Below are 14,567 nucleotides of genomic sequence, written 5' to 3' on the forward strand. Positions count from 1 at the left end.
CCGGTAGCGAGAATGTCGTCGTCAGCCTATTCGGCAGCCTGCGCGGTGGTCTCGCCGCGATAGCCGTAAAGATGGTAGGCGGCAGCTTCGCTCACATAGCCCTCGGCGATGTCGTTCTCGATCATCTTGCGGCTTCGGTTGCCCGCAACGCCGTAACCACCGCCACCCGGCGTCACCAGTTCGACGCGCGTTCCGGGCCCCAGGCGGATGTTGGCGTATTTGCTGTCGCAGGTCTTTCCAAAGGTCGTGCCGGCCGTGGACCAGCCGTCATCGCCCGCAGGCTCGAACCGGGTACGACCAAGGCCGCCAGTCGATCCGCCGATCAAACCGTGGGGACCGAACTCGTGATGATCGGTGCATTGGCTGGCAGTAATTTCCGCATTCTCGAGACGCAGAACCCTCCGCATGCCCAGTCCGCCGCGCCACTCACCGGCGCCGCCGGAATCCTGCACCAGTTCAAACGTTTCGACGGTCAAGGGATAGCGGGACTCGAACACTTCGGTAGGGCTGAAGCGGCAATTGCCATTGATGGCAATAACGCAGTCGTTGCCATCGGCACCAACGCGCCCACCCCAACCGCCGGACATCAGATCGTAGCAGGCGAAATAGTCGCCGGTTACCGGGTCGTTGCCACCAAAGACGAAGTTGTTGCTGGTCGAGCTCTCGGCAGCCATTGCACGCTGCGGCACGGCCTTCGACAAGGCGCCAATGACAATATTGGCCAGGCGCGGGTGGGTTTCCGTATTTCCTGCGACGAGCGGGCCGGGATAATCGACATTGGTGATGCGGCCAGGCGGCGTAACGATGCGGATCGGTCTGAAACAGCCGCTATTTTTCGGGATGGTGGGATCGGTCATGTGCAGCACGCCATTATAGGTCGCGCCCATCGTCACACCGAGCGTCGCATTGATCGGCCCCCGCGCCTGCTTCGAACTGCCGGAGAAATCGGCGACGATTTCTTCGCCTTGAACCAGGACCTGCACTGCAATCTTGTGCTGATCCGAAGTGATCCCGTCGTTCTCGATCAGATCGTCGAAGCCATAAACGCCGTCCGGAAACTGGGCTATCTCGGCGCGCATCCGGCGTTCCGAATAGTCCATCAGGTCATCACAGGTTTCCCGGAAAATATCCTTGCCGTATTTCTCGATCACACCGGCAATTCTCTCTACGCCGAGGTCAACCGCTCCGATCATGGCGCGCAGATCACCGAAGTTCGTCCGCGGAGTTCGGGTGTTCGCCAGAAGAAGACGCCAGACGTCTTCCATATCGACACCCTCCCGGCGGATCTTCACCGGTGGAACCCGCAGGCCCTCGTGGAAGATTTCCGTCGATTCGCCGGCGAAAGCGCCGGGCACCATCCCACCGATTTCGGCGATATGTCCGATACAGACTGCAAAGCCCATCAACTCGCCATCGATAAAGATGGGCTCGAAGAATGTATGCTCGGGCATATGCAGCCCGCCGCGATAGGGATCGTTGTGGAGGATGACGTCGCCCGGACGTAGCGACTGCAGGTCCACTTCCTTCAGGCACGACTGCATCAGCAACTGAACGCCGCCAATCATTGTCGGGCAGAATTCCGCACAGGCGATCATCTCGCCCTTCTCATTTGCAACGGCGCAGGCGAAGTCGAGCCCCTCGTTGAAGATCGTCGAATAGGACGTCTTCATCAGGAGGATGCCCATTTCGCGGCAGATCGACACCATCATCGAATCGAGGATGTTCATCATCACGAAGTCGCGCTTGGAGGCGCGGATGGGTTGCGCGGGCAGCGGTATCGCCGTGGTTGCGGCCGACGGCCGTGCCGACCATTCGACGCACCATTCGGAGCAGAAGATTGAAGCCTCTTGCTTGACCGCGGGTTCACCGTAGATCAACCGGCCGCAGTTGCAGCATTTCACATACTGTTCGATGTAATATCCGTTGGAAGAGAAACGCATCGCTCAGGCCTTCTTCGAATTGAGTACGAGGTGTCCGAAGGCATCCACGGACAGAATTTGCGTGGGGAGAACCATCGTGATCGACGCCGGCTCCTCGACAACCGCCGGGCCCTCGATTTCATGGCCGGCCAGCAGATCGCCACGCCAGTAGATCGGCGTGTCATGCCGCCCATCAATGAAGCCGACGCTACGACGGCTGCGCGGATCAGCCTTTGCTGTTGCCTGCGGCAGGGCAGGAAGAGATGGGTTCTTGGTCTTCGCCGAGACGGTTGTGGAGAACGTCACGACCTCGATCGTTTCGCCGGCAATGCTGAAGCCGAAACGGTCTTCATGCGCATTGTGGAAGGCAGTCCAAAGATCGGCGCCCGTAGCTGGCGTCAGGTCCGCGCTGACATCGAGTTCGAGTTCGTAGTTCTGCCCGAGGTAGCGCATTTCGAGGCGGCAGCTGACCAGGAGGTCCTGCTTGTAGCCCTGCTGGTGCAATTCAGCCGTTGCCTCGCCGATCAACTCGGCCATGAGAGCCTGCGCCGACGCCGCTTCGAAGTCGCGGCTGGTCATCTGCATGGTCCGCTGGCGATCGACGCGGGCGCTGGCATGCAGGAAGCCATAAGCGGAAAACTGGCCGGGATTGTGAGGAATGATCGCGCTCGGCAGCCCCATTTCGTCGATCAGTTCGGCGGCATGCGGCGGGCCGGCGCCGCCAAAAGCGGCCAGGATGAATTCACGATGATCAAGGCCACCCTCAATGAAGACGGAACGAAGCGCGCCGATCATACTGGTCGTCGCAATGCGGAGGATCGCAAGCGCCGTCTGATCGACATCCATGTCGAGTTGATTGCCAAGCGTCGCGATCGCAGTGCGCGCCTTCTCCGCGTCCAGCTTCATCTTGCCGCCAAGGAAATTGTCCGGCGCAATACGTCCGAGCACGACATTGGCGTCGGTGACCGTCGGCTGCAGGCCGCCGCGACCATAGCAGGCGGGACCGGGCGCCGAACCGGCACTTTGCGGACCGACCCGAAGCATGCCGCCCTTGTCGACCCAGGCGATTGATCCGCCGCCGGCCCCAATTGTGCGGATGTCGAGCATCGGGATCTGCACCGGCAGGCCCCATTCGATCTCGAACGAGGTGGTGAAGCTCTCCTTGCCGTTGATGACGGTCGCGACATCGGTCGAGGTGCCGCCCATGTCGAGGGTAATCAGCTTCTCGGCGCCGACGGTTTCCGCAAGGAAGCGGCTGGCGATAACGCCGCCGGACGGGCCAGAGACGAGAAGATGGATCGGATAATTGGCGACGGCTTCAGGAAGCGCCTCTCCACCATTCGACTTGATCACCGCGGTTGGCGCCGTTTGCCCACCGTCATCGAGGCGGCTGCGCATTTCGATCATCTGGCTGGCGACAATCGGCTTGAGATAGGCGTCGGCGATCGTGGTCGATGCCCGCTCATACTCCTTCCATTTTGGCACCACGTCATAGGATATGGAGACTGGCAGATCCGGCAGTTCCTCCTGCAGGATCTCGCGAACCCGCAACTCGTGGCTCGGGTTCAGATAGGAAAAGAGCAGACAGACAGCAATGGCTTCCACATTGGATCCGGCAATCTGCTTCGCAACGTCGCGCACCGACTGCTCGTCGAGCGGCGTGGAAACGCGACCCTTGGCATCAATTCGCTCGACGATTTCAAAGCAGAACTTCCGCTCGACAAGCGGCTTGGGCTTCACCCAGCTCATGTCGTAGTGGAACTGGCGATTTCCGCGCTGGATGAAGGGAACATCGCGAAAGCCTCTGGTGGTAATGTAGGCAACTTTGGCGCCTGTGCGCTCAAGCACGGCGTTGGTCGCGACAGTGGTGCCGATACGCAGATTGCCAATCTCGGCGGGGTCCACTCTATCAACCAGCCCCGTCAGAATTCCGGTCACCGGATCACCTGGGACGGTAAGCTGCTTCCAGGCCTCGACCTGATTGTTAGAGCGGTCGAACGCGACAAAGTCTGTAAACGTCCCGCCGACATCAATTCCCACTGTGTATCGCACGCCGTCAGTCTCCCTCTTGTTATGTGACAATTGTGATCACAAAATACGACGTGCATCAAGGCCATATTATACAATATGCTGATGAATCAGCGCATGTCCTTGAACTTTCTTATGATTTTTATTGCAATTCGGATCAGGAATGCGCTATTTTGTGATCACGATTTTATGTGGGGTTTTTGATGCAAAAAGAAGCGCCGGCGCTTGCATACAAAGCTGCGGGAGCGGAGGGCAACCAGCCCACGCTCGCACTCAATCAGAAGGTTTATATGATCCTTCGCGAGGCTTTGCTGTCTGGAGCGTTTGAACCTGGCTCGATGTTGAAGCTCAGACCCTTGGCGGCTCAGCTGAAGATCAGCCCGATGCCCGTGCGGGAGGCCTTGTCCAGCCTGCGATCGGAAGGGGCAGTCGAAGCGCTCCCAAACCGCACCTTTCGCGTTCCAATCTTGAGCGCAAATTCGTATCGCGAAGTGATACTTCTTCGTCTCCGTGTTGAATCATGCGCCTGCGAAAAAGCGGCGGTCCTTGCGACGAGCCAAGATGTGAAAAGGGTGAGCGACCTTTACGAGGAAATGCTGTCGATCGGTGAAACATGCATTGAGGAGTATCTTGCCGTTCATCGTCGTTTTCACTTTGCGATCTATGAGATCGCGCAGATGCCGATTTTGTCATCTGTCGTGGAAGGATTGTGGCTGAGGATTGGCCCGCTGCTTCGCGCAAGCACGCGCTCACGCACCAAGGAAGACCATGTTCACCACGGCGCAATGACGAAGGCCTTAAAAGCCTCCGACCCGCAAGCGCTTGTCGCCGCCTTGCAAGAAGACCTCACCGATGGCGTTGAACCAATCCTGGCGTATCTCGAGCAGCAGCGAGCTGAAATGGGCCAAAAAAAGCGCGGCAGGACCCGCTAACAAATCGGCCTTTTCTCCATTCGCAACAGAATATGCACACGCAGAACGCGTTTATTCTGGATAAATCAGCTTAAGCGACGACCTGTGAATGCTGCCCCACCCCGACGACCTTGCCACCAAATGGAGCGGCGGTCGTCCCAACCGGGATAAGCGTGCAACGTGGTCCGATTGATCGGACGACATCGAGAGGGCTCCGCAGGTCTGGAAGCGACAACCTACAATGGAATCACCTTCTATCCCTGTATGGGCGTGACCGTCGTGATGGCACAATGCAGAAGGGTGTGTAGAGCAACCTACCCTTCCGGATATGGACCTCCACACCGACCGCCGATCGTTGCCCCATTTCGGACAAGAGGGACCGGCACGCGGCCGATCCCTACAGCCTGTTAGAATTTGTAGCTGGCACCCACCACAAACTTGTTCTGCGTGGCTCCGACCTCGCCAATCGTTGATCCGAAATCCTTCTTGCCGAAGTCGGAATAGCGATACTCACCTCTGACGAGGATGTTGTCGGTAATCGCATGCTCAACACCGCCGCCGGCAGTCCAGCCGATCAGAATGTCGTCTTTCTTTCCGGCGGCCGGCACATCGACTTTGGCACCCGCAGCAGCGAGACCGGCTGTTGCGAAAAACAGGGTGCGGTCCCAGGCATAACCCACACGGGCACGACCCGAGGCGTCCCATTCCAATCCCGTTTCATCGCTCTTTTCGAAATTGTAGTTGAAGTCGTTTTCGATGCCGTAGACGATGTTGCCATGCTGGAAGTTGTAGCCGGCGTGAGCGCCAAACGAACCGCTGTCGAGCTTCTGGTCGGCACCCGGATAGCTTGCCTGGTTCCAGGAATAGCCACCTTGCGCGCCAAGATAGAAACCGGACCAGTCATAGAATGAGTAGGCCTGCTCCTGGGCCTGAGGCGCGGCCTCTTCAGTGATCATGTCAGCGGCAAAGGTTGGCAGCGCCGGGCAGAGAGCTAGAGCGGCCGCGGCTACGATTTTCAGATACATGTAAATCCCTCATATTGTTTCAGAAATGAAGTCGGGTTAGCAAGAGCGGCCACCCGACCGATCACCCGCGGACTATGCCGCCGATCCGTGTTCAGGAGTGTCTTTTAAGATTGCATTATGTTGCGGAATGCGCGCGTTCCTCGCCGCACCTATCTAAGCTTCTGCGCAAGCTCGTCCGCAGCTTTGTCGATGCCCACCATCGACGCTTTCAGCGCGCCGAAGGTCGCACCGACGTTCATGGCATTCGGATACTGCTTGGCCACATAGGCGAGCAGCAGGCGATCACTCGCAGCGTCGTAGACCTCGACGGCGTATGTCACCGATCCGGTCATGGCACCCTCGCGGCCACGCACTGCCTGGACGCCATTGTAAACGCCCCCGCCGACATCAAGATGGGAGAACGGGCCGAGAACCGGCGTCGTGGTCTTTGCCCCGGTGAGTGTCAGGCGGAGCCTCAGCGTTTGTGGTCCGGGCGCGGCCACCATCGCAAATCGGCCTCTCAGACGGCCGGTGAACGTTGCCTGCATATAGCCCGCGAGCTCACTCCGGTCTTTGTCCGGGACCTTGCCAAACTGGTTGTCCCTGCCTTTGTAGACCGTAACCGGATCGACGATGATTTTGTCGTACTGGCTCCAATCCGCGTTACCCTGATAGCGAAACGGCTCCCGGCCCGATTTGTCCACCGTATTCGGCAGAAGCTCCGCCGCAGATGCCAGGCCCTCATAGACAACCGGGTTGGGCGTGGTACAGCCAGTAACAACCAAGCTGACAAGCGCGAAGATTGCGCCAATTCGACATGTATTCGCCAACAGATTTGCTCCAGCCTGAGATATGCCGATCGGCATGTTTTGCTGGAACACGGGTAACGAATATCCGTGTTGCCTAGTTTTCTTTAATATTACGAAATGTTCGCGTTCCTGCGCGCTAACGACGACACACATCTCGGTGCGGCGCGCGTCAGGATCAGCCCGAAGGCCCATCACGACGACCGGACGCAGTCGGCAATGCATCAAGCGGAGGGAGTTCGATCACCGCGGCGAGGCCCGTAGGCTTGTTATCGAGCAAAAGGAATGTCCCGTTGTGTCCCTTCTCGACGATGCCCTTGGTGATCGGCAAACCCAATCCAAATCCGCCGCCCGCCTTGCCGCTCTGTCGGGCCTCGTCCGCCTTGAAGAACGGCTCTGCAACACGCCTCTTGAGGTCGTCCGAAAGACCCGGACCATTGTCTCTGACAATAATCCTCACGCCGCCCGCTGCCATCGGCTCCAGCTCGATCGTCACCTTTTCGGCATAGCGCGCAGAATTGCTGACAAGGTTGGAAATTGCCCGGGTGATGCCCTGTGGCTTGCAGACGAAGACCTGCCTACGCGGCCCCTCAAACACGACATGGTGTCCCGTGTCGGTAAAATCGGAACATATGGTCTGGATCAGGCTTGATAGATCAACCTTCCGGCTTTCCTCAGGCGTGTTGTTGAGAAAGGCGAGACTCTCATCGATCATCGCAGCCAACGTCGAAATATCACGCAGCATCAGATCCCTCAGGTCTGATTGTTCGAACCGCTCGGCTCGCATCCGCAAACGCGTCAATGGCGTGCGCAGATCATGACTGACAGCACGCAGTACACGGGTCCGGTCAACAGCCATATGCTGGATGCGTGCCCTCATCAGGTTGAGGGAGTTTGCAAGGCTTCGAATTTCTGACGCTCCCTCCACATCGAACGGCTCGGCCCAGGTCTCGTCCAGCACGCTCTCACGCTCTGCAGCCGCGGCAATGCGCTCCAAAGGCCGAGTGATCAGCCAACTGCTGAAATAACCAAGCACCACCAGCGGAACGATGATCTTCAGCAGCCCGCTCAAGACGGCTGGGGCAAACCACAGGTAGTCGGGAAACGTCGGCAGTTGCAGTTGAAGCGCTCTGTCAGCATCGATCCTGATGACCAGGTCTTCCGGCCGGTGGCGATGGGTCACGAGATCTGCAAGAGCCTGGAAGAAGCTTGGGTCGATTGCAGCTCGTGTGGCCGCCAGAACGTCCTTTGGGAGGTTGACGACCGCCTGCCCTGTCATCTCCTGTGCAGATATCCGCTTTAAGCGCAGGCCATTTTCTGCGGCCGTTTGCAGTGCAGCGTCCTCATCTGCGATCGTTGCGGCACGTGCAAACCGGGAAACGACGAGTTCGGCCTTTCCCGCGAAAAGGCCAATCTCCAGGCCCTTGTCATGCCGCCCGTAGATGAACGGTTCCGATACCACCGCGACCAGAGACACCAGAACGACAAGCAAAATTGCCAGAAGCAGAATCTGATTTCTGAGCGATGCGCCACGGAGAAATTTCACGCTGCATGTTCCACTTTGGAGGCAAAAAGGTAGCCCCCCAATCGCACGGTCTTTATGAAGGTCGGGTCTTTCAGATTGGGCTCGATCTTTTGCCGGACGCGGCTGATATGCGCGTCGATGCTGCGCTCGACCGGCCCTGCAGACCCTGCATGTGTCATCGACAAAAGCTGCTCACGCGTGAGAATTTTGTTCGGGTTACGGCAGAACGCCAGAAGCAGGTCAAATTCGGCCGTCGTCATAGACACCTGCGCCCCTTCGGGATCATGGAGCTCCCGGCTCTTCGGATCGATGCGCCATTCTGCAAATGTCAGCGGCCCCAATGCATCGTCGCGCTCCTCGGTGTAGGCGGCCCTGCGCAATATGCTTCTGACACGGGCAAGCAGCTCGCGCGAATTGAACGGCTTGGTGACGTAATCGTCTGCGCCCAGTTCCAATCCGAGAATGCGATCAATATCCTCGCGTTGCGCGGTGAGCATCAGGATAGGCATTTTTCCTGCCCCACGGAGCCGCAGGCAAATGCTGAAACCGTCCTCGCCGGGAAGCATCACATCGAGCAGCAGCAGATCGAAATCCGATTGCTTCATCAGCGCGTCCATCTCGACGCCGCTTCCCGCCGAAAAGGCAGAGAATCCATTCGTTCTGAGGAGATCAACCAGCATGCAGGCAATCTCCTTGTCATCCTCGACGACCAGGATTTTTGGTTGATCTCTTTCAGCCATTCACATCACTTCAGCATGGTTACGGATCTTTCGCCGCAACGTGATCGCGAGCGCCCTCGCCTTCGAAACGAAATCGGCGCAGATTCTCAACGACGCGACGTCGGCGACTATAGCATTTGATGTGCACGAAAATATTCCGATATGTTGAGATATGTTGTGACTTCAAGATTTGCGCAAGCAGCGGAAACGTGATGTCGCGCGGTGGCGATCAAAGGCAAAGGGATGTGAGCAATCGCGGTGCAAGCCACAGACGATAGCCCGTGATATCCCCCGGCGTTACCCAAGTCGCTGAAGCTGGCTTTGCGACTGATAGCTGGCTCGTTCAGCGCAACGGGTATCAATCCCGGCTTTCTCTGGCCAGTTCGGGGCCGGCACAGGGCGGAAGACCCTGCAATGGGCATCGCAGATCTGCGGCATAGATGTCGATGTCATCGAGGAAGCGATCCTGGTGAACACCGCGCGCGGTGAACTTCTCGATGATCTCGATGCGCTCGAAGGGTCTTTGCGAGATGGCCGTCTGGCTGCAGCCGCCATTGACACCTTGGCGCAGGAGCCTCCAGGCGACCATCCGCTGCTGGCAGCGTGGCGCAAGCGTGACACGTGGCTTGGAGGGCGATTGATAATCACGCCGCACAACGCCTTTTACTCCGATCACGCCGCTGTCGAGATGCGCCGGAACGCGGCCCAAACGGTCAAAATATTGCTGGAGCAGGGCCACATGCGAAACCAGATAACACAATGACTGGATAGCTTCGCATCGGGGTTGGCGCTCCGGCGTCTCTTTGCTCACGCTCTGAAACCGATGGGGCGTCGTCTCCACCGTCACCCCGAAGTGGCGCGCACGTGGAGCCTCTCAGGCTAACCGTGCAACCGCGATTCAGAAATTAAATTCTGCATCGCAGAATGCATTTTTAAGTTGTTTATCTCCGTGCTATGAGATGCCGGTGTAACATTTTCCCGCGGAACCGGTATGCATCAATCTTAGCTGCGCGTAACCCAGAGTGGATGCATGCCCGAATGGCCCAACTGATTTCCGTCAGCATTGAAGCAAGGCATGCACAAGTCAATCATATGCGATCTAGAGTTTTAAATCGTTGCCTGAGGTGAAACATCGCCAGTGGCGCTTCGCCCTTCCAGGAGCATAGAATGGCGTTTGTGCTGAAAACATTCGGAGTTCTGCAACTTGTCGATGAGGCGGGTCATGTGGCTCCATTCCCAGAAAATGGCCTGCTTCTTCTCGGCTATCTGCTTGCCAAGGAAGCGGGTTCAGATGATCGGACGACATTGGCCGAATTCCTTTGGGGAGAAGCCGATGTCAGTGGATCGCTGTCGAGAATGCGGAAAACGATTGCAAGTATCGAGGCGCGGCAAATTCAACTTGGAGCAGCGCTCCTTACGTTCGCCGGCGGCCAGGTTCGCGTTGATCGGCGCTTCGTGTCGCTTGATTTCCCCTCCGAAAAGCTCTTGCAATCCGTTGATTCCTTCTATGCGCTGAAGATTATTGTCGAATTGATGCGCCAAACCTTCATGGCATCGGTCAATTGCCGAAGCGACATATTTGAAAGCTGGCAGGCGGCGCGGAGGTTCTATCACGCGGCCCTCCTCAAAGATGCCTTAAGGATCGTTGCGAACCAAAGACATAGTCAAGACGAAGCTGCACTTCTCAGGGAGGCCGCGCTTATCCTCTTCCGTGATGAACCGTCCGATGACGACACATTGCAATTGCTTGTAAAGGCGTTGAACGCCGAAGAGGACGTCAATGCGTTTCAGGCCCACTTCGATCAACGGAGGAAGGCGGTGTTACGCGGCAGCACTATCGTGAACGGCGTGCCCGTTGAACGCCAGATAAACTCTTTGGGCCGATTGCCCCCATCGGCGAAATCTGAACTCGTTGCCCCGCTTGAAAAATCCCTCCCACGCCTGGTTCTGCTGCCACCCAGCAACCAAGCCATCGCCCCGGCCGCGGGTGTCCTGGCATCCTCGCTGATTGACGATATCACGATCGGTTTTTGTGCGTTCAACAGCCTTCAGGTTATCGCCCCTTATTCCGCCGTGCAAATTGGCCACCAGATGGAAGTACAGCAGGCATTCTTCAAACAGCATTCCATCAACTATGTGCTCGATACTCGCATCAGTGACAGTGGAGACAGTCTCAGACTGTACTCGCAGTTGATATTCGTTGATAACAATGAAATTGTCTGGGCAGAGCGGTTTAGCCTGAACAATCTGGATCTTGTGCGCGACAGGCGATTGATTTCGCGACATGTCGCACTTTGCATTTCAACTGAGATCGCGCGACATGATATCGAGCGCGCCGATGTTGCTCTTAATCCAACGGCTTACCATCGCTACCTTGTCGGCAAACGGTATCTTTCGCAGCTCACTCTCCCGAACTTGCAACGCGCACGCAACCAGATGAGGGCATCTCTGAGTGCTAGCCCGGACTTCGCTCCGGCGCTCAGCACCCTGGCTCGGACCTATTCGGAAGAATGGCTTCTGACCGCACGAGGCGATGCGGGATTGCTGAAGCAGGCGGAGGGCTTCGCTGCACAGGCGATAGCAGCGCGCGGGGATTCTGCAGATGGTTATCGAGAGTTTGGTTTCGCCAAACTTTTGCAGGGCGCAATTGATGAAAGCGCCGAAGCGATGGAAGTGGCCGAAATTCTCGGCCCGCACTACGCGGATGTTATAGCAGACCACGCCGATACATTGGTTCATTTTTCCCGTCCGGAACCGGCTTTACGGAAAATCGAACACGCTATCGACCTCAATCCTCTCAGCCCAGATACCTATCTATGGACGGCCGCCGGGGCGACATATGCGCTGCGCCAATTTGAGCAATCACTGGATTACATCAACCAGATGACCGATCCGGGTTTGGCCGATAGACTTGCAGCCGCCAATCTGGCGATGCTCGGCCAATTGGACCAGGCATCGATGATCGTGCAGAGGGCTCGGCGCGCTAACCCTGAATTTGACGTGGAAAAATGGCTTTCTGTGATTCCAATAAAGCAGGCGTGGCATCGGGACTTATACCGTGAGGGCCTCAAGAAGGCCGGATTTTAGACAGTCATCATCTCAGGAGAGAAAAAATGTCGAAGGTCGTTGTCATAAGCATCGTCGGGGAAATAGGTCTTTGGGTCGCCGATCTGACGAACGGAACGGTCGTGCCGCTCGCCCCGCCAAAGTCAGGTGGGTTGAAGGTTGTGACTGACCTTGCAATGAAGGGGTCAATCATTACGAAGGATGTGAACGTGGCTGTCGTCGTTGACTCTGCACAGGACGCCTTCTCGGGACGCTTCGTTGTCTAAGAGACGGATTCGAAAGCGTTCGACGTCGTTGGCCAAGCTTCGGCATCTGCCAAATCAGGCGAAGGTCCGTTCGCCCCGCAACCGACGCGGCAGAAGCTGGAAGCCTTTCGCCTTGTCTGAGCGCGTGATGATCTCCACCGTCCGGCGCTAACTTTTCAGTCGCCGCTTCGACTTGTCGCCCGCATAGCCACCATCGGCAAAGACATGCAGTAACCATAGCCACCTGTGGCGGATGGATTTCAGGAGACCGGGAGCGCCGTCGCAATCCTGGATCTCGGCGCTGTGTACCATGAGACCGACCATCAGGCCGAGCATATCGACGATAATATGGCGTTTGTGGCCTTTGGTCTTCTTGCCCGCATCATAGTCCCGGATGCCGCCGCTTTCAGTAGTTTTGACGCTGTGGCTATCGATCAACCGCGTCACCGACAAGACCATGATCGAAAAATTCCTGCCGAGAAAGTTCGGCGACAAGAGCGCCTACTGATCGATTTCGTGGTGAAATTCCGCAAGGCCAAGCACCCAGAACTCCTGGAAAGACCGCAACGGGAACAGTCAAACGTCGGGGAGCTGCCGATATTCCCAATGACCAACAAAAGAGAGGATTGAGAAATTACTCCATAGCGGTCGACAAACGGTATTCCATAAATTATCACTTGTCTTGATCGCTTATTAGGCGCGCTCAAATTTTCATCACAGCCCGCCAGCTGAGGATATAGCATGGCCATCCCCGAAAGACAGTCCACTCAGTCCTGTGAAATCATCCGACCGCCGGCCTTGATAGATCTCAACAAAATCTCGGTTTATTTTGACACTCGGGACGGCAGCCGGGTCACTGCCTTGTCCTCACTTAATCTGTCCATCTATCCGGGAGAAATCCTGTCGCTGGTCGGCCCGTCCGGCTGCGGCAAGTCGACGACGCTTCGGCTGATCGCCGGCCTTCTCAAGCCCAGCGAGGGCGAACTGCGCATCCATGGTGGAGAACGTCGCAAGGGTTTTTCGGAAGTTGCGATCGTGTTTCAGCGACCGACATTGTTGCCCTGGCTGAACGTGCTGCGCAACGTTCTTTATCCGGTGCGTGTTTTGAAGGGACGTATCCCGGGCGAAGATCATCAGCAAGCGATGCGGCTGCTCGATCTGGTCGGGCTCGCGGACATGGCGACAAAAATGCCGCGCGAACTTTCCGGCGGCATGCAGCAGCGTGTGGCGATCTGTCGAAGCCTCGTGCTGGACCCGAAAGTGCTGCTGATGGACGAGCCGTTCGGCGCGCTCGATGCGCTGACCCGCGAGGACCTGCAGATCGATCTTCTGCGCATCCACGCCGAAACCGGCAAAACCATCCTGCTCGTCACTCATTCGATCAGCGAGGCGGTGCTGCTTTCCGATCGCGTCGCGGTCATGTCGGCGCGGCCCGGGCGGTTGCAGGAGTTGCTGGAGATCGACATTCCCAAGCCGCGCACGCACAACACACCGTCGGATCCGAGATTCGTTTCGCTGACGCAAGACATTCGCGATCAGATTTTTGAACCGCGGCCGGTGAGGTAAACCCATGTTCAACCGTTACAGATCGATCATCCTGCCGATCGCCGCCTTCGTGCTTTTTCTGGCAGTCTGGCAAGCAATCAGCACCATTCTGCAGATCCCGGTCTATCTCCTGCCGTCGCCTATGGACATCTTGGAAGGCGGTTCGCGTCTCGGTTTCACGATCGTGACCAATACGGCCGAGACGATGAAAACCATATTGCTCGGCTTTGCCCTCTCCTGTCTCGTCGGCATTCCGCTTGGCGTGCTAGTCTCCGTCAACCGAATGGTCTCGGAAGCGATCTATCCGATCATCGTATTCCTCAACGCAATTCCGATCGTGGCAATCGCGCCGGTCATCGTGGTCATTTTCGGCACCGACATGACCGCGCGATTGATCATCGTCATGCTGATCGCCTTCTTCCCGATCATGGTCGCTACCGCGACCGGCATTCTCGATACGCCCGAGGAGATGCGTGACCTTGCAGCGGTTACCGGCGCTAGCACGCTGACCGAGGTCCTGACCATCCGCCTGCCGCATGCGATGACCTTTATCTTTGGCGGACTGCGTATCGGCGTGACGGTGGCCGTCGTCGGTGCGGTCGTGGCGGAATTCGTGAATGCCAACAAGGGGCTTGGCTTTCTGGTCATTTCGTCGACCTCGCAGTTCGAGATCGCCATGGCGATGGCATGCGTCACTATGCTCGCCATCATCAGCGTGCTTCTCTACCAGGCGGTCGGACTGGTCCAGAGACTGTTCTTTCCCTGGACCAATGCTTCCGTCGGCCGCTGAGCCCGTACC

At 57.4% G+C, this 14,567-nt stretch carries 12 protein-coding genes and 1 pseudogene; 6 read left to right on the plus strand and 7 right to left on the minus strand.

Annotation, left to right across the window (positions count from 1 at the left end; all coding sequences use genetic code 11):
- Window positions 1-26 precede the first annotated feature (26 nt).
- On the minus strand, window positions 27-1,940 hold the full coding sequence (locus GVL52_RS16070) for a hydantoinase B/oxoprolinase family protein (protein ID WP_244619193.1): 1,914 nt from the start codon (window positions 1,938-1,940) through the stop codon (window positions 27-29).
- Window positions 1,941-1,943: 3 nt separating this feature from the next.
- Window positions 1,944-3,971 carry a hydantoinase/oxoprolinase family protein gene (locus GVL52_RS16075; RefSeq protein ID WP_200847836.1) on the minus strand — a complete coding sequence of 676 codons (2,028 nt, stop codon included), beginning with the start codon at window positions 3,969-3,971 and terminating at the stop codon, window positions 1,944-1,946.
- 179 nt (window positions 3,972-4,150) lie between these two features.
- Between GVL52_RS16075 and GVL52_RS16080 the strand changes: the two genes are divergently transcribed.
- On the plus strand, window positions 4,151-4,879 hold the full coding sequence (locus GVL52_RS16080) for a GntR family transcriptional regulator (RefSeq protein WP_160008842.1): 729 nt from the start codon (window positions 4,151-4,153) through the stop codon (window positions 4,877-4,879).
- 386 nt (window positions 4,880-5,265) lie between these two features.
- On the opposite strand, the gene GVL52_RS16085 is transcribed toward GVL52_RS16080, so the two are convergent.
- From GVL52_RS16085 to GVL52_RS16100, 4 genes are all read right to left on the minus strand, one after another.
- Window positions 5,266-5,883 (minus strand): outer membrane protein, encoded by a 618-nt coding sequence (locus GVL52_RS16085; RefSeq protein ID WP_160008844.1) that lies wholly within the window; start codon window positions 5,881-5,883, stop codon window positions 5,266-5,268.
- 149 nt (window positions 5,884-6,032) lie between these two features.
- Window positions 6,033-6,743, minus strand: coding sequence for a DUF3313 domain-containing protein (locus GVL52_RS16090; RefSeq protein WP_244619194.1), 711 nt, complete (start codon window positions 6,741-6,743; stop codon window positions 6,033-6,035).
- A gap of 103 nt (window positions 6,744-6,846) precedes the next feature.
- Complete coding sequence (locus GVL52_RS16095; protein ID WP_306440363.1) at window positions 6,847-7,740, minus strand: ATP-binding protein; 894 nt, start codon at window positions 7,738-7,740, stop codon at window positions 6,847-6,849.
- A 470-nt stretch (window positions 7,741-8,210) separates the two neighbouring features.
- The gene (locus tag GVL52_RS16100; protein ID WP_160008848.1) at window positions 8,211-8,933 is read right to left on the minus strand and encodes a response regulator; all 723 of its coding nucleotides are present in this window, start codon (window positions 8,931-8,933) and stop codon (window positions 8,211-8,213) included.
- Window positions 8,934-9,381: 448 nt separating this feature from the next.
- Here GVL52_RS16100 and GVL52_RS16105 point away from each other — a divergent pair, with 448 nt between their 5' ends.
- From GVL52_RS16105 to GVL52_RS16115, 3 genes are all read left to right on the plus strand, one after another.
- On the plus strand, window positions 9,382-9,675 hold the full coding sequence (locus tag GVL52_RS16105; protein ID WP_244619195.1) for an NAD(P)-dependent oxidoreductase: 294 nt from the start codon (window positions 9,382-9,384) through the stop codon (window positions 9,673-9,675).
- 404 nt (window positions 9,676-10,079) lie between these two features.
- Window positions 10,080-11,999 (plus strand): hypothetical protein, encoded by a 1,920-nt coding sequence (locus tag GVL52_RS16110; protein ID WP_160008850.1) that lies wholly within the window; start codon window positions 10,080-10,082, stop codon window positions 11,997-11,999.
- A gap of 26 nt (window positions 12,000-12,025) precedes the next feature.
- Entirely contained in the window at window positions 12,026-12,244 is a 219-nt protein-coding gene (locus GVL52_RS16115) for a hypothetical protein (protein WP_160008852.1), read from the plus strand.
- Window positions 12,245-12,301: 57 nt separating this feature from the next.
- On the opposite strand, the pseudogene GVL52_RS16120 reads toward GVL52_RS16115, so the two are convergent.
- Window positions 12,302-12,661, minus strand: a pseudogene (locus tag GVL52_RS16120) (transposase); the annotation flags it as partial.
- A 303-nt stretch (window positions 12,662-12,964) separates the two neighbouring features.
- On the opposite strand from GVL52_RS16120, the gene GVL52_RS16125 reads away from it, so the two are divergent.
- Both GVL52_RS16125 and GVL52_RS16130 read left to right on the plus strand, forming a co-directional pair.
- A complete protein-coding gene (locus GVL52_RS16125; RefSeq protein ID WP_160008854.1) occupies window positions 12,965-13,789 on the plus strand; it encodes an ABC transporter ATP-binding protein in 825 nt (274 codons plus the stop codon).
- A gap of 4 nt (window positions 13,790-13,793) precedes the next feature.
- Window positions 13,794-14,558, plus strand: coding sequence for an ABC transporter permease (locus GVL52_RS16130; protein ID WP_160008856.1), 765 nt, complete (start codon window positions 13,794-13,796; stop codon window positions 14,556-14,558).
- Window positions 14,559-14,567 lie beyond the last annotated feature (9 nt).

Origin of the sequence: Rhizobium sp. 18055, from assembly GCF_902706285.1 — a bacterium.
In the GTDB taxonomy this organism is placed as follows: domain Bacteria; phylum Pseudomonadota; class Alphaproteobacteria; order Rhizobiales; family Rhizobiaceae; genus Rhizobium.

Bases quoted from the DNA above. Each gene is read 5' to 3' on its own strand.
- GVL52_RS16070 (WP_244619193.1), bottom strand. From the start codon at position 1,940: ATGCGTTTCTCTTCCAACGGATATTACATCGAACAGTATGTGAAATGC.
- GVL52_RS16080 (WP_160008842.1), top strand. From the start codon at position 4,151: ATGCAAAAAGAAGCGCCGGCGCTTGCATACAAAGCTGCGGGAGCGGAG.
- GVL52_RS16085 (WP_160008844.1), bottom strand. From the start codon at position 5,883: ATGTATCTGAAAATCGTAGCCGCGGCCGCTCTAGCTCTCTGCCCGGCG.
- GVL52_RS16100 (WP_160008848.1), bottom strand. From the start codon at position 8,933: ATGGCTGAAAGAGATCAACCAAAAATCCTGGTCGTCGAGGATGACAAG.
- GVL52_RS16110 (WP_160008850.1), top strand. From the start codon at position 10,080: ATGGCGTTTGTGCTGAAAACATTCGGAGTTCTGCAACTTGTCGATGAG.
- GVL52_RS16115 (WP_160008852.1), top strand. From the start codon at position 12,026: ATGTCGAAGGTCGTTGTCATAAGCATCGTCGGGGAAATAGGTCTTTGG.
- GVL52_RS16125 (WP_160008854.1), top strand. From the start codon at position 12,965: ATGGCCATCCCCGAAAGACAGTCCACTCAGTCCTGTGAAATCATCCGA.
- GVL52_RS16130 (WP_160008856.1), top strand. From the start codon at position 13,794: ATGTTCAACCGTTACAGATCGATCATCCTGCCGATCGCCGCCTTCGTG.